The sequence below is a fragment of the Tepidimonas sp. HKU77 genome (assembly GCF_049728535.1).
Classification (GTDB): Bacteria; Pseudomonadota; Gammaproteobacteria; order Burkholderiales; family Burkholderiaceae_C; genus Tepidimonas.
The window spans coordinates 1923416-1942290 of the sequence record NZ_CP187300.1; the positions used below are offsets into that span (position 1 = coordinate 1923416).

Here is an 18875-nt window from a genome sequence, read left to right on the forward strand (position 1 = left end):
TGGAGCGAGACCATGATCACCACCATGCAACTGACCGGCAAGATCACGCGCGAGACGCTCATGCCACTGGAAGCGTATGCCAAGTGGCGCAAGGTGCACAAGCCCGAGGTGATCGCGCACCGCAAGCTGCGCACGGTGCGTCTGGGCGAGCACTTGAGTGTGCAGTTCGAGAGCGAGCTGTCGATGCGCTACCAGATCCAGGAGATGCTGCGCATCGAAAAAATCTTCGAGGAAGAGGGCATTCAGGACGAGATCGACGCTTATGCCCCACTGGTGCCCGACGGCACCAATTGGAAGGCGACCCTCATGATCGAGTACCCCGACGTCCACGAGCGGCGTCGGGAGCTGGCGCGCCTGATCGGCATCGAGGACCGCATGTTCGTCGAGATCGAGGGGCACGGTCGCGTCTATGCCATCGCCGACGAGGACCTGGACCGCGAAACCGAGGACAAGACCTCGGCGGTGCACTTTTTGCGCTTCGAGCTCACGCCCGCGATGCGCGCCGCGGTCAAGGCGGGGGCGGCGGTCAAGCTGGGGTGCGACCACACTCACTACCCGGCGCACGTGCAAATCCCGCCCGAGACGCTGGCGAGCCTGGCTGGCGACCTGAACGATTGAGGGGGCACGCCGTTGGCGCGGGGTGCCGCGTTGGCGGTAGGATACGGGCATGATTTTTTTGCTCTCTCCCGCCAAGGCGCTGGATTACGAATCGCCCCTGACCACGCAGCGCGCGACCGAGCCGTTGTTCATCCCCGAGGCGGCGCAGCTCATCGAGGTGCTGCGCACCCTCTCGCCGCAGCAGGTGGCGGAGCTGATGGATTTGAGCGATACGCTCGCGGCGCTCAACGTGGCGCGCTACCAGGCGTGGCTGCCGGTCTTCACACCCGAGAACAGCCGCCCAGCGGTGCTCGCCTTCAACGGCGATGTGTACGAGGGGCTCGACGCGCGCTCGTTGAGCGAAGACGACCTGGACTGGCTGCAAGCGCATGTGTGCATCTTGAGCGGCCTGTACGGCGTGTTGCGGCCGCTGGATCGCATGCAGCCCTATCGGCTGGAGATGGGCACCCGGCTGGCCACGCCGCGCGGACGCAATCTTTATCAATTTTGGGGTGACCGCATCGCGCAGTACCTCAACGAGCGCGTGGCACAGGACGATGGTATCGTCGTCAACCTGGCCAGCGAGGAGTACTTCAAGGCGGTCGACCTGGCCGTACTGCAGGCGCGCGTGGTGACCTGTGTTTTCGAGGAGCGCCGCGGTACGGGCTACAAAATCATCAGCTTTGCCGCCAAGCGTGCGCGTGGGCTCATGACACGTTGGGCCGCGTTGCACCGCGCGAGCCGTGTCGAGGATTTGCAGGACTTCGACAGCGAGGGCTACCGCTACGCGCCCGAGGTCTCCACCCCCGAGCGGTTGGTGTTCCGGCGCGAGGCGCGTCCCGCCTGAGCGGCGCGGGAGATTCAGCCATGGCGCAGCACGTGACCCCAGAGCTGAAGGCATGGATCGTGCAACAGGCACGCGCCGGCTGCACGCCGGAGTCGGTGTTGCAGGCCATGCGCGCCGCCGGTTGGGAGGAGGCCGTGGCGCTCGACGCCATGGAGGACGCGCTGGAGGGGTTCGTGCGCACGCTGCCGCAGCCGGTGCCGCCCGCGGCACCCGTGCGGCCCCATCTGGTCTTGGATGGATCGCCGCGCGCCATCGACGTGGGCGACCGTATCGTCACCGTCCACGTGAGCCTGCGCCGGCCGCGGCTGGCGGTTTTGGGCAACGTCTTGTCGGATGAAGAATGCGCGGCGCTGATACGTGCCGCCGAGCCACGCCTGAAGCGCTCGCGCACCGTGCAGACCAAGACCGGTGGCGAGGAGCTCAACGCCGACCGCACCAGCGATGGCATGTTTTTTCGTCGCGGCGAGTCGCCGCTGATCCAGCGCATCGAGGCGCGCCTGAGCCGCCTGGTGCACTGGCCGGTGGAAAACGGCGAGGGGTTGCAAGTGCTGCGCTACCGGCCAGGCGCGGAATACAAACCCCACTACGACTACTTCGACCCCAATGCGCCTGGCACCGCGCGCATCACCGAGCGTGGCGGGCAGCGCGTGGCCACGCTGGTGATTTACCTGAACGAGCCGGTGCGCGGCGGTGGCACCACGTTTCCAGACGTTGGGCTGGAGGTGATGCCACAGCGCGGGCATGCGGTTTTTTTTGCCTACGACCAGCCCGACCCCGCCACGCTGACGCTGCATGGCGGCGCGCCCGTGCTGGAGGGCGAGAAATGGGTGGCCACCAAGTGGCTGCGCGAGTCCGAATTCACTCCCTGAACCGATGATGTCCCTGTCTGCGACGCCCCCTGCCGCGGCGGCTGATTTGCCTGGCTTGGCGCAGGCCCCGTTGGGCCGCGCCAGCACGTATATCGACAACTACGACCCTACCTTGCTGTGCCCACTGCCGCGCGCGCCCAAGCGCGCCGAGATCGGCATCACCGGCACCCTGCCGTTCACCGGCGCGGATCTGTGGACGGCGTTCGAGCTGAGTTGGCTCAACCCGCGTGGCAAGCCGCAGGTCGCCATCGCACACTTCACCATCCCCGCCGAGTCGCCCAACCTGATCGAGAGCAAGTCCTTCAAGCTCTACCTCAACAGCTACCACCAAACGCCGTTTGCGAGTGCCGAGGCGGTGCGCGAGCGCCTGCGCGTCGATCTGGCCGAGGCGCTGTGGCGCGGCAGTGACCAGGCGCCCGGCAGCGTGGGTGTGCGCTTGCTCTTGCCGCACGAGTGGGGCGCGCAAACGGTGCAAACCCTGCCCGGCTTGAGCCTGGATCGGCTCGACGTCGATTGCACCGACTACCAGCCCGCGCCCGAGTGGTTGCGTGCCGACCCTGACCAGCCCCCGGTGCAAGAGGTGTTGACGAGCGACCTGCTCAAGAGCAACTGCCTGGTGACCGGCCAGCCCGATTGGGGCAGCATCCAGATTGCCTACAGCGGCGCGCCCATCGACCAGGAGGGGTTACTGCGCTACCTGGTCAGTTTTCGTCAGCACCAGGAGTTCCACGAGCAGTGCGTCGAGCGCATCTACATGGACATATGGACGCGCTGCCGCCCCATTCGCCTGAGTGTGCTCGCGCGCTACACGCGCCGCGGTGGGCTCGACATCAACCCCTGGCGCACGAGCCACCCGCAGCCGCTGCCGACGCACGCGCGCACGGCGCGGCAGTGATCCGCAGCGAGCGCGGGTTGCTGAAAAAACGGGCAGTCTGATGCAGGCCTTGACGCGGCGGGCTTTCCCGGTTTGTTCGGCGGTTTGTCCACAGCCTCGCCCACAGGCGGCGGGGACAAGCGGTCGGCTCATCCGGTCAGCAGCCGTTGCACCAGCTCCACCGTGCTGCGCGCCTGCACCTTGCGCATCAGGCGCGCGCGGTGCACTTCGACCGTGCGCGGGCTGATGCCCAGCACCTTGGCCGCCTGTTTGGCCGTCAGTCCTTTCATGACGAGTGCGGCGATCTCGCGCTCGCGAGGGGTGAGCGCGACCGTGACCGGTCGGCGCGCCGAGAGGTCTTCGAAACTCCAGATGCCGGCGGCGTGTGGATCGGCACGATCCAGCGCACGGCCGCTGACGTGGCACCAGAACGTCTGCCCGGCAAAGCGCCCGCCGACGCGGCGCATGATGCGCTCGTCGCTGTACTGCCCGTGGGCGTTGAGGATGGGGGCGATGCGCTCGCCGATGCGCTCGAACTCGTCGGCGCTGGGATACAGGAGGCGAAAGCTCTGGCCCACGAGCTGTTCGCGGCTGGCGCCAAAGATGTCGCACATGGCCTGGTTGCAGTCGACCATGATGCGGTGGCGCGACAGGGCCAGCCCAACCGGTGCCAGCTCGAAGGCGAGTCGGTAGTCGTCTAGGGTGGGCAGGGGCGGGGTCACGGCTTGGGGTTGGACCGTAGGCAATCCTACGTACACGATGACGTAGTATCGTACGGTTCTCATCCACTTTATGGACAGGAGCGTGCGAGCATGAACAAGGTTTACCCCAGCGCCGCTGCGGCCCTCGAGGGCGTGGTGGCCGATGGGCAGCTCATCGCGGTCGGCGGCTTTGGCCTGTGCGGCATCCCCGAGGCGCTCATCGACGCGCTGCGCGACAGCGGCGTGAAGAACCTGACGGTCATCTCCAACAACGCGGGCGTCGATGGCTTCGGCCTGGGCAAGCTGCTGGAGACGCGCCAGATCAAGAAGATGATCTCCAGCTACGTGGGCGAGAACAAGGAGTTCGAGCGGCAGTACCTGGCGGGCGAGCTGGAACTCGAGTTCACGCCGCAGGGCACGCTGGCCGAGAAGCTGCGCGCCGGTGGCGCGGGCATTCCGGCGTTTTTCACCAAGACCGGGGTGGGCACCATCGTCGCCGAGGGCAAGGAGCACCGCACCTTCAACGGCGAGACGTACATCATGGAGCAGGCGCTGTTTCCGGACGTATCGCTCGTCAAGGCGGACGTGGCCGATTTGGCGGGCAACCTGCGCTTTCGCCGCACGGCGCGCAACTTCAACCCGGCGGTGGCGACGGCGGGCAAAATCTGCATCGTCGAGGTCGAGCGCATCGTGCCCACTGGCGCCATCGACCCGGACGACGTGCACCTGCCCGGCATTTATGTGCACCGCATCGTGCACAACCCCACGCCCGAGAAGCGCATCGAGAAGCGCACCACCCGCGACCGCAAAGTGTGAGGAGCCCGACCATGCCTTGGACCCAAGACCAGATGGCCGCCCGCGCGGCGCAAGAATTGCAAGACGGCTTCTATGTCAACCTCGGCATCGGCATCCCGACGCTGGTGGCCAACCACGTGCCCGACCACATCGAGGTCTGGCTGCAAAGCGAAAACGGCATGCTGGGCATCGGCCCCTTCCCTTACGAGGATGAGGTGGACCCCGACCTGATCAACGCCGGCAAGCAGACGGTGACGTGCATCCCCGGCTCGTCCATCTTCAGCTCGGACCAGAGCTTTGCCATGATTCGCGGGGGCAAGATCAACCTGTCGATCCTGGGTGCGATGCAGGTCACGCACAAGGGCGACCTGGCCAACTGGATGATCCCCGGCAAGATGGTCAAGGGCATGGGCGGCGCCATGGACCTGGTGGCCGGCGTCAAGCGCGTGATCGTGCTCATGGAGCACGTGGCGCGTAAGAAGGACGGCACCGAGGATTTGAAGATCCTGCCCGAGTGCACGCTGCCGCTGACCGGAAAGGGCGTGGTCGATCGGATCATCACCGATCTGGGTGTGATGGACGTCACGCCCGAGGGGCTGAAGCTGGTGGAACTGGCGCCGGGGGTGACGCGCGAGTTCATCCAGAGCAAAACGGGCGTGCCGCTGCTGTGACCGCCGTGCCGGCCGACGGCTCGCAAGCCCCGCGTGTGCGTGCCCCCGGGGCCGCCAGCGCCCGTCCCCGCGTCGGGCTGGCGCTGGGTAGCGGCGCCGCCCGCGGCTGGGCGCACATCGGCGTGCTGCGCGTGCTGCAAGAGGTGGGCATCGAGCCCGACATCGTCTGCGGCACCTCCATTGGCGCGCTGGTGGGGGCGGCGTACGCGGCGGGCGAGTTGGACCGCCTCGAGCCCTGGGTGCGCTCGCTGGGCTGGCAGCAGGTGGTGGGCCTGATCGACCTCAAGCTGGGCGGCGGACTGATCGAGGGCGGCAAGCTGGTCGCGTTTTTTCGCGAGCGCTTCGTCGATGGCGGCATCGAAGCCTTGCCCAAACCGTTTGGCTGCGTGGCAACCGACCTGGCCACGGGGCGCGAGGTGTGGTTGCAGCAAGGGCCGGTGATCGACGCGGTGCGCGCCTCGATTGCCATCCCAGGGGTATTCACGCCAGCGCGCGCCCAGGGGCGGCTGTTGGTGGACGGTGGTCTGGTCAACCCAGTGCCGGTCTCGCTGGCGCGCGCCATGGGGGCCGAGATCATCATCGCCGTGGACCTGAACTGGGACCTGATGCGCCGCCGCCAGCGGGTGGTGGGGCGCGGCCGCAGCCGCGCGCGCGGGCTGCTCGATGGGGTGTGGGGGCGACTGCGCGGACGTTCGGCGGATGATGCCCGCGATGACGAAACAGGCCCCGAGGCGCCTTCGTTGTTGGACGTGATGGTCACCAGCATGAATATCGTGCAGTGGCGCATCACCCAAAGTCGCCTGGCGGGCGAGCCGGCCGACGTCGTCATCCGCCCCATGCTGGCCGACATCGCGGCGATGGATTTTCACCGCGCGGCGCCGGCCATCGGCGCTGGGCGCAAAGCGGCCGAGCAGGCGCTGGGCGCCCTCCGCGAGGCGATCGGTCTTGGTCTCGTGGGGAGCGGCGTCGCCGATCCGTCGCTCTAGCGGTGTGGCGGGCTGGTGCCAGCGTGGTGACGGCGTTGCCCGTGGGCGGAGGGGATCAAAACGGACACGCGCTGCACCATGCCATCCACTGGCCGTGGGCTGGGTGGGGTAGGGCGAGTTCGCTGGCATGCAGCAGCAAGCGCGGCGTGGCGCGCGCGTGCGCAGGTGGGGCGTACAGGGGGTCGCCCAGAATGGGGTGGCCGAGCGCCGCCAGGTGCAGGCGAAGCTGGTGCGAGCGGCCGGTGATCGGCTCGAGCGTAACGCGCGCGGCCCAGGCGGGGCCGTGGCGTTCCGTGCCGCAGAGGCACCAGCGCGTGTGGCTGGGTTTGCCGGTGCTGAAACAAACCTTGCTGCGCGGGCGCCGCGGCCAGTCCACGATCAGGGGCAGGCGGATGTCGCTCCAACCGTCGGGAGCGGTCGGTGGCAGGGGGATGCCGGCCACGACGGCCACGTAGCGTTTGTGCACGCGGCGCGCGGCAAAGGCCATCGACAGCGTGCGTTGCGCGGCTGCCGTGCGCGCCAGCACTATCAGGCCCGAAGTGTCCATGTCGAGCCGATGCACGACGCCCAGCGGCCCCAGGTGGCGCTGCAGCCGGTGCAGCACGCAATCGGCCTTCTCCGGGCCGCGGCCGGGCACCGCCAGCAATCCGGCGGGTTTGTCCACGACCACGAGGTCGTCGTCGATGTGCACGAGCGGGACGCCGTCGAGGATCAAGCGGCCGCTCCCTCGACGACGCAGCGCAGGCGGCGCTGACCCTGCCACTCGTCGGCGATGATCCGGTACGCCAACAGCGCCTGGCGCGGCAGGGGGTCGGTGCGGCCGAACCAGATGCCGTCGATCATGTCACTACCGATGCGCAGTCGCAGCGACAAGTGCCGCTCGCCCACGAGGCGCTGACCGAGTACCTCGACCTCTTCGCTGAAGAGCGGCGGGGCAAATCCCTGGCCCCACACTTGGGCGTCGAGCAGGTCGGCGGTGTCCACCTGTCGCCACTCCGCGGGCAAGGGGCCGTCGGTGTCGAGCTGGCGCTGCAGTGTCGCGGCGTCAAGCCAGTCGCGGGCCACGGCCTGGAGTGCGGCTTCGAATGCGGGCAGGCCGTCCGCCGGGAGGGTGCAGCCAGCCGCCATCGCGTGGCCCCCAAAGCGCAGCAGCAGTCCGGGTTGGCGCTTGGCGATCCAGTCCAGCGCGTCGCGCAGGTGAAAGCCCGGGATCGAGCGACCGGACCCTTTCAGACAGGGCTGGCCGTCGTCGCTCTGCGCCGCAGCGAAAACGAATACCGGTCGGTGCAGCCGGTCCTTCAGCCGCGCGGCGACGATGCCAACCACCCCCTCGTGAAACGAGGGGTCGAAGACGGTGAGCGCGGGCGGCGCGGTGTCGGGGTCGAGGTCGGCGCCGTGGCGCTCGGCCATGCTCAGCAGCGCCTGCTCGCGCATGGCGGATTCGACCTGGCGTCGCTCGCGGTTGATGCCATCCAGCGTGCGCGCCAGCTCGTGCGCGCGCTGCGGGTCGTCGGTGATCAGGCATTCGATGCCCAGCCCCATGTCGCTCAGACGCCCGGCGGCGTTGAGGCGCGGCGCCAGCGCAAAACCCAGGTCGAAGGTGGTGGCGCGTGCGGCGCTGCGCCCGGCCGCGGCCAGTAATGCGCCCATGCCGGGTGGTAGGGCGCCCGCGCGAATGCGGCGCAACCCTTGTGCCACCAGGCGCCGGTTGTGCGCGTCCAGCCGTACCACGTCGGCCACCGTGCCCAGCGCCACCAGGGGTAGCAGACCGTCGAGGCGCGGCTGGTCACGCGGACCGAAAACCCCGCGCCGGCGCAGTTCGGCGCGCAGCGCCAACAGCACATAAAACATCACACCCACGCCCGCCAGCGCCTTGCTGGGGAAGGGGCAGCCCGGCTGGTTGGGGTTGACGATGACGGCATCCGTCGGCAAGCGCACCTCACCGTCCACCACCAGCGGCAGGTGATGGTCGGTGATGAGAACTTGCATCCCCAGTGCCCGGGCGTGCGCCACGCCATCCAGGCTGGCGATGCCGTTGTCCACGGTCAGCAAGATGTCGGCGCCCATCGCGCGCACGCGCTCGGCCAGCGTGGGGGTCAGTCCGTAGCCATCGCGGACGCGGTCCGGCACCAAATAGCGTACCCGGTCCCAGCCCAGCGGCGCGCCCAGCAGGCGCAGGCCGCGCCATGCGGTGGCGCAGGCGGTGGCGCCGTCGCAGTCGTAGTCGGCCACGATGCCGATGGTGAGCCCCTGCTGCAGCGCATCGGCGAGCAGCTCGCCCGCGGCGCGCGCACCCAATAGCGCATCGGGCGCGGGCAGCAGCGCCAGGTCGTCGTCCACCTCCTCGGGCTGTTGCACGCCGCGCGCCGCAAACAGCCGCGCGAGCAATGGATGGGTGCCCGCTTGTTCCAGTGCCCAGGCTGCCCGTGGCGGAATGTCGCGCGCCCGGATATTCACAGTCCGCTCCACCAGTCGAGCACGGCCGCAGCCGGCGTCGCTGGCCGACCGCGCAGCCGCTGCCACCAGTCGCGCCAGCCCCGCCGCGGGCGCGGCGCGGGGTCGGCGCCCGGGTCCAGCCGCCAGGTGCGCCAGCCGCGCTCGCCGCACAGCGTCAGCCAGCGCGGCTGCCCATCGGCGTCGGCCGCGGCCATCCAATTCGCCAGCTCGGGCTCCAACGCCTGCCAGCCGGCGGCCCAGCCCAGCGCATCGCCGCGCGTGGCGGGTTCGACCAGCGCGTCAATCAGCTGCACGCTCGCCTCGGCGGGGCGCGGTCCGTCGCCACGCCAGCGCCCAGCACCACTGATCCACAGGCCGTTGATCGGCAGCGCACCGCGCGCCACCCGCGCCGCATTCACCGGGTGGTCGTGAAAGAGCATTTGCGCCTCGTTGAGCAGACGCAGCAGCGTCCGTGCGCTGGGTTGCGAGCCCGCGTCGCGCCACCAGACATCGGCGCGGCGGTGCGCCACGCGGTCCAGGCTGGCACCCGTCCAGCCGTCGAACAGGTCGCCTTCGGCAAGCCAGCGCCCGGGGCTGCCGTCATCGTCGAGCGCGATGCCGTCCTCCGCTGCGTAGGGGGAAAACGCCGCTTTCAGGGCCACGGCTTCGTCTGGACGCAGATCGAGGGCCTGCGGCGGGATGAGGGTGATATGGTCGAGCCCCGCCTGCCACGCACACGGCCACAGCCAGGCGCAGGCGACGCCCGCGCGCCCGGCGTGCCAGGCGGCCCAAGGCAGGCGTCCATCCTCGATGGACCAGCCGAGCGCGCGCGCCAGCGCGTGTTCGTGCGGGGGCGTCAGGCTCCAGGGGTCGCCGTCGTAAGAGGCGTGCGGGACGGCGCGCGCCAGCCAGCGCTGCAGCGCTGGCAGCGGCGGGATGTGCGTGTCGGTACCGTCGGGGGGGGCGGCGTAGGCGATGATCCAGTGACGAACCTCGGGCATGGCCCGATTGTGGCGCAAGCGCTGCGGCACAATCGGGGCTGATCTTGGAACATCCCATGCCGCTACCGTACGAATGGGTGATCGGCTGGCGCTACACGCGCGCCGGCCGCGGAGCCCGCCGCAATGGTTTCATCTCTTTCATCAGCGCCGTCTCCATGCTGGGCATCGCGCTGGGGGTGGCTGCACTCATCATCGTGTTGTCGGTGATGAACGGCTTTCAGAAAGAGGTGCGCGACCGCATGTTGGGGGTGCTGTCCCATGTGGAGGTGCTGTCCGCCTCGGGCGACGCGCTGGCGGACCCCGACGCGGTACTGGCGCAGGTGCGTGCGCACCCGCGCGTGCAGGCGGCCGCACCGTTCGTCGCCGCGCAGGGGCTGCTCGCGCGCGGCCAGGACATGAGGGGCGTCGTGATCCGCGGCATCGACCCGGCGCTCGAGCCATCGGTGACGGCGCTGGGGGCGGATCTGGCCACCCACGCATTCGGGGCGCTGCAGCCGGGGCGCTTCGGCATCGTGCTGGGGGCGGCGCTGGCGCGCTCGCTGGGGGTGGTGCCCGGCGACGCGGTAACGCTAGTGGTGCCCTCGGGCGAATTGACGCCTGCTGGCGTCGTGCCGCGCTTGCGGCAGATGACGGTGGTGGGGTTGTTCGATTCAGGCCACTATGAGTACGACGCCACGCTGGCGCTGGTGCACTTGGCCGACGCGCAGCGGCTGTTTCGCGTCGAGGGCCCCACGGGCGTGCGCGTGCGGCTGGACGATATGCAGGTGGCGCGCGAGGTGGCCATCGAACTGGAGGCGCGTTTGGCGGCGGAGCTCGGCGCAGGTATCGTCGTGCGCGACTGGACGCGTGCCAACCGCACCTGGTTTGCCGCCGTGCAGGTCGAAAAGCGCATGATGGCCATCATCTTGACGCTCATCATCGCCGTGGCAGCGTTCAATCTGGTCTCGACGCTGGTCATGACCGTGACCGACAAGCGCGCCGATATCGCCATTTTGCGCACGCTGGGGGCGAGTCCGGCGAGCGTGATGGCGATCTTCGTCGTGCAGGGCGCAGCGGTTGGCATCGTGGGCACGGCGATCGGCCTGGCGCTGGGGCTGGGCGTGGCCTTCCATATCGACACGCTAGTCCCGGCACTGGAGCGGCTGCTGGGGGTGCACTTCCTGCCACAGGATATCTACCTCATCAGCCGCATGCCGAGCGACCCACAGGCGGCCGACATCGTGCCGGTGGCGATCGTGTCGTTGCTGCTGGCGTTCGTTGCCACGCTCTACCCGAGCTGGCGTGCCAGCCGCATCAACCCCGCGGAGGCGCTGCGCTATGAGTGAATCCCGCCCCATCGTGTTGCAGGCCCGCGGCGTGTGCAAGCGCTTTCGCGAGGGGCGGCTCGACGTGACCGTGTTGCGCGGGGTCGATTTGACGGTGCACGCCGGCGAGACGGTGGCCATCGTCGGGGCCTCGGGTTCCGGCAAAAGCACGTTGCTGCATTTGCTGGGAGGGTTGGATGCGCCCACCAGTGGCGAGGTGCACCTGCTGGGCGAGGCGTTGCACCGCCTGTCGCCAGCACGGCAGGGGCAGGTGCGTAATCGCCACCTCGGGTTCGTTTATCAATTTCACCACCTGTTGCCCGAGTTCAGCGCCCAGGACAACGTGGCCATGCCGCTGTGGATACGGCGCATGGCGCGCAGCGCCGCGGCCGTCCAGGCGGCGCAGTGGCTTGAGCGCGTGGGCCTGGCCGAGCGGCTGGCGCACCGGCCGGCCGAGCTCTCGGGTGGCGAGCGCCAGCGCGTGGCAATCGCGCGTGCGCTGGTCACGCAGCCGGCGTGCGTGCTGGCCGACGAACCCACGGGCAATCTGGACCGCGAGACGGCAAGCGCGGTGTTCGATCAAATGTTGTCACTGGCGCGATCGCAGGGCACGGCGTTCGTGCTGGTGACGCACGACGCGGAGCTGGCGGCGCGCTGTGATCGTCGCTTGCGGCTCACCGCCGGGCGGTTGACCGACGGCGTCTGATGGGCGCCGCGGGGCGCACACGGTGTCGAACCGTTGGCGTCCCGATGCAGACCGGCTCATCGGCATCGAACATTCGGGTTTACACTAATCGCCATATTCGCAATCAATCATATACTTCAGCCGTGGATTCCTCGGTGTCGCCCTCTCCGTCAGATGCGCTGCTGCCGATGTACGAGTCGGTCGCACGTTATTTCAGTCTGTTGGGGGAGCCGACGCGGTTGCGAATCCTGCACGCGGTCTGCGACGAGGAGCGCTGCGTCAACGACATCATGCAGATCACGGGTCTGGAGCAGCCCAATGTATCGCGCCATCTGGCGCGACTGCACCAGGCGGGTCTGTTGGAGCGTCGTCGGGATGGCAGTCGGGTGTTTTACCGGGCTGCCCGCTCGCCGCAGTGGGACTTGTGTCGGCTGATCGCGCAGCAAGTGTGCCGTGCGCAGGTGCGCCCCGGTTCGGGGCAGGGGTGCACCGCTGGTGGGCTGGAGTCGGTATTCCCCGTCGAATCAAAGGAAGAAGCCAGTGTCTGACAACCTCCGTGAAGTCATCGGCCGGGTACAGCCCGCGCCGGAGAATCATCTGAGTCCGGAGCTGCTCGAGAAGGCCCGCAAGGCCCGACGCAGCTTCATGGGCAAGGCGTTGGCGATGGGGGCGGGTGCAGCCTCGGCCGTGGTGGGGGGCAAAGCGCTTGCCGCTCCCGAGGGCGAGGACGCCATCCTCAAGCTGCCCGAACACACCACGGGTCTGGGTCAGCCCGTCGCGGCACGAGGCTATGGTATGCCCAGCAAGTGGGAGAGCAACCTGCAGCGCCGCGAGAGCCCGGGCCTGACCCGCGTGTCGCAAGCGTCGGTTAGCTTCACACCGTTGCAAGGGCTGTTTGGCATCATCACACCCAGCGGCTTGCACTTCGAGCGCCACCACCAAGGCTGGTGGGACATCGACCCCTCAGGTCACCGCTTGATGATTCATGGCGACGATGGCCTGATCAAGCGCCCGCGTGTCTTTACGATGGACGAGCTGATGCGCCTGCCCAGCGTGTCGCGTATCCACTTCCTGGAGTGCGGCGCCAACACCGCGATGGAGTGGGCCAACGTCGCCGTGCCGACGGTGCAGTACACGCACGGCATGTGCAGCTGCTCCGAATGGACGGGGGTGCTGCTGTCGACGCTGCTGGACATGTGCGGCATCGACCGCAAGCGCGCCAAGTATGTGCTCGCCGAGGGGGCGGACGGCTCGTCGATGACGCGCACCATCCCCATCGAACTCGCCATGGACGACGTGATCGTCGCTTGGGGGCAAAACGGCGAGATGCTGCGCCCCGAGAACGGCTACCCGCTGCGCTTGATCGTGCCGGGCGTGCAGGCGGTCAGCTCGGTCAAATACCTGCGTCGCATCGAAGTGGGCGACAAGCCCTGGGGCACCAAGGACGAGTCGGTGCACTACATCGACCTGCTGCCCAACGGCCTGCACCGCCAGTACAGCGGTATCCAAGAATGCAAGAGCGTCATCACCACCCCGTCGGGCGGTCAGACGCTGCTGGATCGCGGTTACTACAACATCTCGGGGCTGGCCTGGTCGGGGCGCGGCACCATCAAAGCGGTGGACGTATCGGTCGATGGTGGCCGTACCTGGCGTCCTGCACGGCTCGAAAAACCCATCCTGCCCAAAGCGTTCACGCGCTTCAACTTCGATTGGGTCTGGGATGGCAAGCCGGCTATTTTGCAAAGCCGCGCGATCGACTCCACGGGTTATGTGCAGCCCAAGATCAACCAGTTGCGTGCCGTGCGCGGTACCCGGTCGATCTACCACAACAACGCTATCCAGAGCTGGCTGGTCGCGGAAAACGGCGAAGTCTCCAACGTGCAGGTGTACTGAAGATGAAGCGCATGACATCCCCCCTTCGTGCGGCCATCGCGGCCGCCTTTCTGAGCGCGGGCATGGCCGGTGCCGCGCAAGCCAACCAACCTTGGGCGAACTTGGGGCGCGCCCCGACACCGGCGGAGATCAAAGCCTGGGATATCGACGTGCGCCCCGACTTCAAGGGTCTGCCCAAAGGGTCGGGTTCGGTCCGCCACGGGCAGGAAGTGTGGGACACCAAGTGCGCCTCGTGCCATGGCGAGTTTGGCGAATCCAACGAGGTGTTCACGCCGATCGTGGGTGGCACGACCAAGAAAGACATGGAAACCGGCCGCGTGGCCAATCTGCGCGCCGAGGCCCATTACCCGCAGCGCACCACGCTGATGAAAGTACCCACGATCTCGACGCTGTGGGACTATATCAACCGCGCCATGCCGTGGAACGCGCCCAAATCGCTGTCGGTCGAAGACGTCTACGGCGTCGTGGCCTACATCCTGCACCTGGGTGACATTGTGCCCGAGGACTTCGTGCTGAGCGACCAGAATATCGCCGAAGTCCAGAAGATCATGCCCAACCGCAACGGCATGACGCTGGAGCACGGGATGTGGTTGCCGAACTATGCCTTCACTGGCAAACCCGACGTGCGCAATACTCGATGCATGAAAGATTGTCCGATCGACGGCAACATCAAGTCGATGTTGCCGGAGAACATGCGCGATGCCCACGGTAACCTGTTCGAGCAACAGCGAGTGATTGGTCCGACGCGCGGCTGGGACACCACCAAGCCACCGCGCAAGTAGCCCCTCACGCAAAGACAGTGAACCTACCCTGTAACCTTCGATCCAAACCCACTGGCCCGTGCAGCGGGCTATTCACCACCCAGGAGACTGAGAGATGAAGATCCAGACGTTGCTGACGATCGCCGCAGGCGCCGTTGCGGTGTTGGCCGTCCCCGCGCACGCGATGGACGCCGCCGCTGCCAAGGCGCTGGCCCAAAAGAGCGCGTGCATGGGCTGCCATGCCGTGGACAAGAAAATGGTCGGCCCGGCGTACAAGGCCATTGCCGAGAAGTACAAGGGCATGAAGCCCGAAGAACTGGCGGCGTCGATCAAGAAGGGCGGCGCGGGCAAGTGGGGCCCGGTGCCGATGCCGGCTCAAGCCGGTTTGAGCGACAATGACGCGAAATTGCTCGCCGAGTGGATTTTGGCGGGTGCCCCCGACAAGTGACGTGATGCGGTTGCATTCGCGTCGTGGACCTTCGTTTGACAAGGAGTTGAACATGAAACAGAACCGACGTGCCGTGCTCAAGACCGGCACAGCGCTGGCGACGCTGGTGTCGCTGGGGATCGTGACGGCCGAGCAGGCGCTGGCGGCCAACCGCGACGCGTTTGCGGCCAAGAGCCTGGCCGATGCGCTCAAGGCCGTGGGTGGGCAGCCGGCCACGAGCGACCAGGTGCAAATCATTTCGCCCGACATCGCCGAAAACGGTGCCGTGGTGCCGGTGGGGGCGGTCAGCAAGATCCCCAACACGAGCGAGATCTACCTGCTGGTGGAGAAGAACCCGACGCCGCTGGCGGCGGCGTTCATGATTCCGGCGGGCACGGAAGCCGACGTGCAGACCCGTCTGAAGATGGGGCAAAGCACCAACGTGCTGGCGGTGGTCAAGGCCGACGGCAAGCTGTACTCGGCGGTCAAGGAAACCAAGGTGACGCTCGGCGGCTGCGGCGGCTGAACTGACACCACGCAAGGAAAGACAAGGAGAACAGACATGGCAGATCCGATGCGCATCCGGGCCAACGAGGCCGGTGGGGTGACGACGGTGCGGGTGCTCATGAGCCACCCGATGGAGCCAGGGACGCGGCGTGATGCGTCGGGCAACTTGGTGCCGGCGCACTACATCACGGACGTGGTGGCCACGCACAATGGCAAAGAAGTGCTCAAGGCGATGTGGAGCGGGGCGGTGTCGCAAAACCCGTTTCTGAGCTTCAAGTTCAAGGGTGCGGCCAAGGGCGACAAGGTCGTCGTCAAGTGGACCGACAACAAGGGCGAGTCGCGCACCGACGAGGCGGCCATCGCCTGAGCGTGCAGCGCCCCAGCGCCCAGGGCTGCGCTGACGCAGTCCACCGAGGGCCAGCGGACCCCACGGCCCGCTGGCCTTTTTTGTCATCCCCGATACCTCCGCTTCCACAGGAACCGTCACCATGAGTTTTAGCCGCCGCGAGTTTTTGCAGGTGCTGGCCGTCGCCAGTGCGTCTGGCATGACCATCGCCCACGAGGACGTGTTGGCCGCCAAACCGGGCGCTGCCAATCGGCTCTACGATGTGCCCAAGTTCGGCAATGTGAGTTTTTTGCACTTCACCGACTGCCACGCGCAGTTGACCCCCATCTATTTTCGTGAGCCCAGCGTCAATCTGGGTCTCGGCGAGGCCCAGGGTCGCCCGCCCCACCTGGTGGGCGAGCACCTGCTCAAGCATTTCGGCATCCGTCCGGGCACGCGCGAGGCGCATGCCTTCACGTACCTGGATTTCACGCGCGCGGCCAAGACGTATGGCAAGGTAGGGGGGTTTGCACACCTGGCCACGCTGGTCAAAATGCTCAAGGCGAGCCGACCGCACGCGCTGCTGTGCGACGGGGGCGATACCTGGCAGGGTTCGGCGACGTCGCTGTGGACCAATGCGCAAGACATGGTCGACGCCTGCAAGTTGCTCGGCGTCAACATCATGACGCCGCACTGGGAGTTCACGTTCGGTGCCCAGCGCGTCAAGGAAATCGTCGAGAAGGACTTCAAGGGTCACATCGACTTCGTCGCCCACAACGTCAAGACGGCGGACTTCGAGGAGCTGGTCTTCGAGCCCTACGTTATCAAGGAGCAAAACGGCATCCCCGTGGCGGTGATCGGGCAGGCGTTCCCGTACACGCCGATCGCCAACCCGCGCTGGATGGTGCCGGACTGGACGTTCGGCATCCGCGACGATCACCTGCAAAAGATGGTCGACGAGGTGCGCGCCAAAGGGGCGAAGGTGGTGGTCGTGCTGTCGCACAATGGCATGGACGTCGACATCAAGATGGCCTCGCGGGTGCGCGGGGTGGACGCCATCCTGGGCGGGCACACCCACGACGGGATGCCCGCGCCCGTGATCGTCAAAAATGCCGGCGGTCAGACGCTGGTGACCAATGCCGGCTCGAACGGGAAGTTTCTGGGCGTGCTCGACTTCGATGTGCGCGACGGCCAGGTGCGCGGCTACCAGTATCGATTGCTGCCCGTGTTTTCCAACCTGCTGCCGGCGGACGCGGAGATGGCCCGCTTCATCGAACAGGTGCGCGCACCGTACAAGGCCAAGCTGGAGGAAAAACTCGCGGTCACCGAGGGCTTGCTGTACCGCCGCGGTAACTTCAACGGCACCTGGGACCAGTTGATCCTGGATGCGCTCATGGAGGTCAAGGGCGCCGATGCCGCCTTCTCGCCAGGCGTGCGCTGGGGTACCAGCTTGCTGCCGGGCGATGCCATCACCTATGAGCGCATGATGGATCAGATGGCGATGACCTATCCGGCCACCACGCTCAACGAATTTACTGGCGCCCAGATCAAGGAGATCATGGAGGACGTGGCCGACAACCTGTTCAACCCCGATCCGTACTACCAGCAGGGCGGCGACATGGTGCGCGTGGGCGGCATCCAGTACACGATCGACCCCACGGCGCGCATGGGCCAGCGCATCCAGAACTTGACGCTGCGCGGCAAGCCGCTGGAGGCCGACAAGAAGTACAAGGTCGCGGGTTGGGCGTCGGTGCAGGAAGGCGTGACCGGCACCCCCATCTGGGACGTGGTTTCAGCGTATCTGCGCGACAAGAAGGTGATCAAGCCGGTCAAGGTCAACCAACCGAAGATCATCAACGTGGGCGGCAATCCCGGCATCGCAGCGTAAGCCGTTCGCGATTTCTGCCGTCGCCCCAAGCCCGCCTCGGCGGGCTTTTTTGCGGGCCGGGTGTGTGCAGACGGTGTGCGGGCCGGGATGGTCGCCCGAATCGGTCAGGGCGTGGGGTAGGTGCCGGGGATGAGGATCGAGCGGTCCACCGTCTCGATGTTCGTGTGGCCCGTGAAGGCCATGGTCAGGTCGAGTTCTTTGTGGATGATCTCCAATGCCTTGGTCACGCCCGCCTCGCCCATCGCACCCAGGCCGTACAGAAAGGCACGGCCGATGTAAGTGCCCCGTGCGCCGAGGGCGCGCGCTTTGAGCACATCTTGCCCGCTGCGGATACCGCTGTCGAGGTGGATCTCGATCTGCGAACCGACGGCCTCGACGATGCGCGGCAGCGCGCGGATGCTGGACTCGGCGCCGTCGAGCTGGCGGCCCCCGTGGTTGCTGACGATGATCGCGTCCGCCCCCGAGTTGGCGGCAAGCTTGGCATCCTCGACGTCCATGATGCCCTTGAGGATGAGCTTGCCGCCCCAGCGCTTTTTGATCCACTCGACGTCGGCCCAGTTGAGCGTGGGGTCGAACTGCTGCGCCGTCCACGCCGACAAGCTGCCCATGTCGGCCACGCCTTTGACGTGCCCCACGATGTTGCCGAACTGCCGCCGTGGCGTGCGCAACATGCCCCAGCACCAACGCGGCTTGGTCATCATGTTCAGGATGTTGGGCAGGGTCAGTTTGGGCGGTGCCGACAGACCGTTTTTCAGGTCTTTGTGGCGTTGCCCCAAGATCTGCAGGTCCAGCGTCAGCACCAGCGCACCACAACGGGCGGCCTTGGCGCGGTCGATCAGGCGCGCGATGAAGTCGCGGTCACGCATCACGTAGAGCTGAAACCAAAAGCCCTCGCCGGCGTGCTGGGCGACGTCTTCGATCGAGCAGATGCTCATGGTGGAGAGCGTGAACGGCACGCCAAACGCCTTGGCCGCCCGAGCGGCGAGGATTTCGCCGTCGGCGTGTTGCATGCCGGTCAGCCCTGTGGGCGCCAGCGCCACGGGCATGGCCACGGGCTGCCCGACCATGGTGGTGCGCGTGCTGCGCGGCTCCATCGGCACGGCCACGCGCTGGCGCAGGCGGATGGGCTGGAAGTCCGATTCGTTGGCGCGGTAGGTGCTCTCGGTCCACGAGCCGCTGTCGGCGTAGTCGTAGAACATGCGCGGCACGCGCCGCTGCGCCAGGCGGCGCAGGTCGTCGATGCAGGTGATGACGGGCATGGGGTCTCCTCGTTTTTCGCGCATCGTAGCGCCGATGCCCCCAGCCCGT

21 protein-coding genes are annotated in these 18875 nt (G+C 67.3%); 16 read left to right on the forward strand and 5 right to left on the reverse strand.

Features of this window, described 5'->3' with window-relative positions; translation table 11 throughout:
* The first annotated feature begins 24 nt into the window (after positions 1-24).
* From ACPP3B_RS09305 to queF, 4 genes are read left to right on the forward strand one after another with little or no spacing between them, the layout of a single operon-like run.
* On the forward strand, positions 25-618 hold the full coding sequence (locus ACPP3B_RS09305) for a DUF3501 family protein (RefSeq protein WP_299019911.1): 594 nt from the start codon (positions 25-27) through the stop codon (positions 616-618).
* A 49-nt stretch (positions 619-667) separates the two neighbouring features.
* Entirely contained in the window at positions 668-1444 is a 777-nt protein-coding gene (gene yaaA / locus ACPP3B_RS09310; RefSeq protein WP_299019847.1) for a peroxide stress protein YaaA, read from the forward strand.
* 20 nt (positions 1445-1464) lie between these two features.
* On the forward strand, positions 1465-2313 hold the full coding sequence (locus ACPP3B_RS09315; RefSeq protein WP_299019845.1) for a 2OG-Fe(II) oxygenase: 849 nt from the start codon (positions 1465-1467) through the stop codon (positions 2311-2313).
* A 7-nt stretch (positions 2314-2320) separates the two neighbouring features.
* Entirely contained in the window at positions 2321-3208 is an 888-nt protein-coding gene (gene queF / locus ACPP3B_RS09320) for an NADPH-dependent 7-cyano-7-deazaguanine reductase QueF (protein WP_424858799.1), read from the forward strand.
* A gap of 128 nt (positions 3209-3336) precedes the next feature.
* Here the strand turns inward: queF and ACPP3B_RS09325 are convergent, their stop codons facing one another.
* Complete coding sequence (locus ACPP3B_RS09325; RefSeq protein WP_424858800.1) at positions 3337-3972, reverse strand: LuxR C-terminal-related transcriptional regulator; 636 nt, start codon at positions 3970-3972, stop codon at positions 3337-3339.
* A gap of 27 nt (positions 3973-3999) precedes the next feature.
* On the opposite strand from ACPP3B_RS09325, the gene ACPP3B_RS09330 reads away from it, so the two are divergent.
* From ACPP3B_RS09330 to rssA, 3 genes are read left to right on the forward strand one after another with little or no spacing between them, the layout of a single operon-like run.
* A complete protein-coding gene (locus ACPP3B_RS09330) occupies positions 4000-4704 on the forward strand; it encodes a CoA transferase subunit A (RefSeq protein ID WP_299018685.1) in 705 nt (234 codons plus the stop codon).
* A gap of 11 nt (positions 4705-4715) precedes the next feature.
* A complete protein-coding gene (locus ACPP3B_RS09335) occupies positions 4716-5354 on the forward strand; it encodes a CoA transferase subunit B (protein WP_299018687.1) in 639 nt (212 codons plus the stop codon).
* A gap of 5 nt (positions 5355-5359) precedes the next feature.
* Positions 5360-6340, forward strand: a complete 981-nt coding sequence (rssA, locus tag ACPP3B_RS09340; RefSeq protein ID WP_424860175.1) for a patatin-like phospholipase RssA — start codon at positions 5360-5362, stop codon at positions 6338-6340.
* Positions 6341-6395: 55 nt separating this feature from the next.
* On the opposite strand, the gene ACPP3B_RS09345 is transcribed toward rssA, so the two are convergent.
* From ACPP3B_RS09345 to ACPP3B_RS09355, 3 genes are read right to left on the reverse strand one after another with little or no spacing between them, the layout of a single operon-like run.
* The gene (locus ACPP3B_RS09345) at positions 6396-7055 is read right to left on the reverse strand and encodes an RluA family pseudouridine synthase (RefSeq protein WP_424858801.1); all 660 of its coding nucleotides are present in this window, start codon (positions 7053-7055) and stop codon (positions 6396-6398) included.
* The gene (locus ACPP3B_RS09350) at positions 7052-8797 is read right to left on the reverse strand and encodes a single-stranded-DNA-specific exonuclease RecJ (RefSeq protein WP_424858802.1); all 1746 of its coding nucleotides are present in this window, start codon (positions 8795-8797) and stop codon (positions 7052-7054) included. Before ACPP3B_RS09350 ends, ACPP3B_RS09345 begins: the two co-directional genes overlap by 4 nt.
* Complete coding sequence (locus ACPP3B_RS09355; RefSeq protein ID WP_424858803.1) at positions 8794-9777, reverse strand: phosphoglycerate mutase; 984 nt, start codon at positions 9775-9777, stop codon at positions 8794-8796. The genes ACPP3B_RS09350 and ACPP3B_RS09355 overlap by 4 nt, the downstream gene beginning before the upstream one ends.
* Positions 9778-9833: 56 nt before the next feature.
* Between ACPP3B_RS09355 and ACPP3B_RS09360 the strand changes: the two genes are divergently transcribed.
* The 9 genes from ACPP3B_RS09360 to soxB all read left to right on the forward strand — a co-directional run bounded on the left by ACPP3B_RS09360 (position 9834) and on the right by soxB (position 17567).
* Complete coding sequence (locus tag ACPP3B_RS09360; protein WP_424858804.1) at positions 9834-11102, forward strand: lipoprotein-releasing ABC transporter permease subunit; 1269 nt, start codon at positions 9834-9836, stop codon at positions 11100-11102.
* A complete protein-coding gene (gene lolD / locus ACPP3B_RS09365) occupies positions 11095-11787 on the forward strand; it encodes a lipoprotein-releasing ABC transporter ATP-binding protein LolD (RefSeq protein WP_299020172.1) in 693 nt (230 codons plus the stop codon). Before ACPP3B_RS09360 ends, lolD begins: the two co-directional genes overlap by 8 nt.
* A 134-nt stretch (positions 11788-11921) precedes the next feature.
* Complete coding sequence (locus ACPP3B_RS09370) at positions 11922-12314, forward strand: ArsR/SmtB family transcription factor (protein ID WP_424858805.1); 393 nt, start codon at positions 11922-11924, stop codon at positions 12312-12314.
* The gene (gene soxC / locus ACPP3B_RS09375; RefSeq protein WP_299020177.1) at positions 12307-13659 is read left to right on the forward strand and encodes a sulfite dehydrogenase; all 1353 of its coding nucleotides are present in this window, start codon (positions 12307-12309) and stop codon (positions 13657-13659) included. The genes ACPP3B_RS09370 and soxC overlap by 8 nt, the downstream gene beginning before the upstream one ends.
* Positions 13660-13670: 11 nt before the next feature.
* Positions 13671-14441, forward strand: a complete 771-nt coding sequence (locus ACPP3B_RS09380; RefSeq protein ID WP_424858806.1) for a c-type cytochrome — start codon at positions 13671-13673, stop codon at positions 14439-14441.
* Between the two features lie 94 nt (positions 14442-14535).
* Positions 14536-14868, forward strand: coding sequence for a c-type cytochrome (locus tag ACPP3B_RS09385; RefSeq protein WP_299020179.1), 333 nt, complete (start codon positions 14536-14538; stop codon positions 14866-14868).
* A gap of 52 nt (positions 14869-14920) precedes the next feature.
* Positions 14921-15373, forward strand: coding sequence for a thiosulfate oxidation carrier protein SoxY (gene soxY / locus ACPP3B_RS09390; protein ID WP_424858807.1), 453 nt, complete (start codon positions 14921-14923; stop codon positions 15371-15373).
* 36 nt (positions 15374-15409) lie between these two features.
* Entirely contained in the window at positions 15410-15721 is a 312-nt protein-coding gene (soxZ, locus tag ACPP3B_RS09395) for a thiosulfate oxidation carrier complex protein SoxZ (RefSeq protein WP_424858808.1), read from the forward strand.
* Positions 15722-15842: 121 nt separating this feature from the next.
* Complete coding sequence (soxB, locus tag ACPP3B_RS09400; protein ID WP_424858809.1) at positions 15843-17567, forward strand: thiosulfohydrolase SoxB; 1725 nt, start codon at positions 15843-15845, stop codon at positions 17565-17567.
* Between the two features lie 104 nt (positions 17568-17671).
* Here the strand turns inward: soxB and ACPP3B_RS09405 are convergent, their stop codons facing one another.
* Positions 17672-18826, reverse strand: coding sequence for an alpha-hydroxy acid oxidase (locus ACPP3B_RS09405; RefSeq protein ID WP_424858810.1), 1155 nt, complete (start codon positions 18824-18826; stop codon positions 17672-17674).
* Between the last annotated feature and the right edge of the window lie 49 nt (positions 18827-18875).

Bases quoted from the DNA above. Each gene is read 5' to 3' on its own strand.
- ACPP3B_RS09305 (WP_299019911.1), top strand. From the start codon at position 25: ATGCAACTGACCGGCAAGATCACGCGCGAGACGCTCATGCCACTGGAA.
- yaaA (WP_299019847.1), top strand. From the start codon at position 668: ATGATTTTTTTGCTCTCTCCCGCCAAGGCGCTGGATTACGAATCGCCC.
- ACPP3B_RS09315 (WP_299019845.1), top strand. From the start codon at position 1,465: ATGGCGCAGCACGTGACCCCAGAGCTGAAGGCATGGATCGTGCAACAG.
- queF (WP_424858799.1), top strand. From the start codon at position 2,321: ATGTCCCTGTCTGCGACGCCCCCTGCCGCGGCGGCTGATTTGCCTGGC.
- ACPP3B_RS09325 (WP_424858800.1), bottom strand. From the start codon at position 3,972: ATGAGAACCGTACGATACTACGTCATCGTGTACGTAGGATTGCCTACG.
- ACPP3B_RS09330 (WP_299018685.1), top strand. From the start codon at position 4,000: ATGAACAAGGTTTACCCCAGCGCCGCTGCGGCCCTCGAGGGCGTGGTG.
- ACPP3B_RS09335 (WP_299018687.1), top strand. From the start codon at position 4,716: ATGCCTTGGACCCAAGACCAGATGGCCGCCCGCGCGGCGCAAGAATTG.
- ACPP3B_RS09355 (WP_424858803.1), bottom strand. From the start codon at position 9,777: ATGCCCGAGGTTCGTCACTGGATCATCGCCTACGCCGCCCCCCCCGAC.
- ACPP3B_RS09360 (WP_424858804.1), top strand. From the start codon at position 9,834: ATGCCGCTACCGTACGAATGGGTGATCGGCTGGCGCTACACGCGCGCC.
- lolD (WP_299020172.1), top strand. From the start codon at position 11,095: ATGAGTGAATCCCGCCCCATCGTGTTGCAGGCCCGCGGCGTGTGCAAG.
- ACPP3B_RS09380 (WP_424858806.1), top strand. From the start codon at position 13,671: ATGACATCCCCCCTTCGTGCGGCCATCGCGGCCGCCTTTCTGAGCGCG.
- ACPP3B_RS09385 (WP_299020179.1), top strand. From the start codon at position 14,536: ATGAAGATCCAGACGTTGCTGACGATCGCCGCAGGCGCCGTTGCGGTG.
- soxY (WP_424858807.1), top strand. From the start codon at position 14,921: ATGAAACAGAACCGACGTGCCGTGCTCAAGACCGGCACAGCGCTGGCG.
- soxZ (WP_424858808.1), top strand. From the start codon at position 15,410: ATGGCAGATCCGATGCGCATCCGGGCCAACGAGGCCGGTGGGGTGACG.
- soxB (WP_424858809.1), top strand. From the start codon at position 15,843: ATGAGTTTTAGCCGCCGCGAGTTTTTGCAGGTGCTGGCCGTCGCCAGT.
- ACPP3B_RS09405 (WP_424858810.1), bottom strand. From the start codon at position 18,826: ATGCCCGTCATCACCTGCATCGACGACCTGCGCCGCCTGGCGCAGCGG.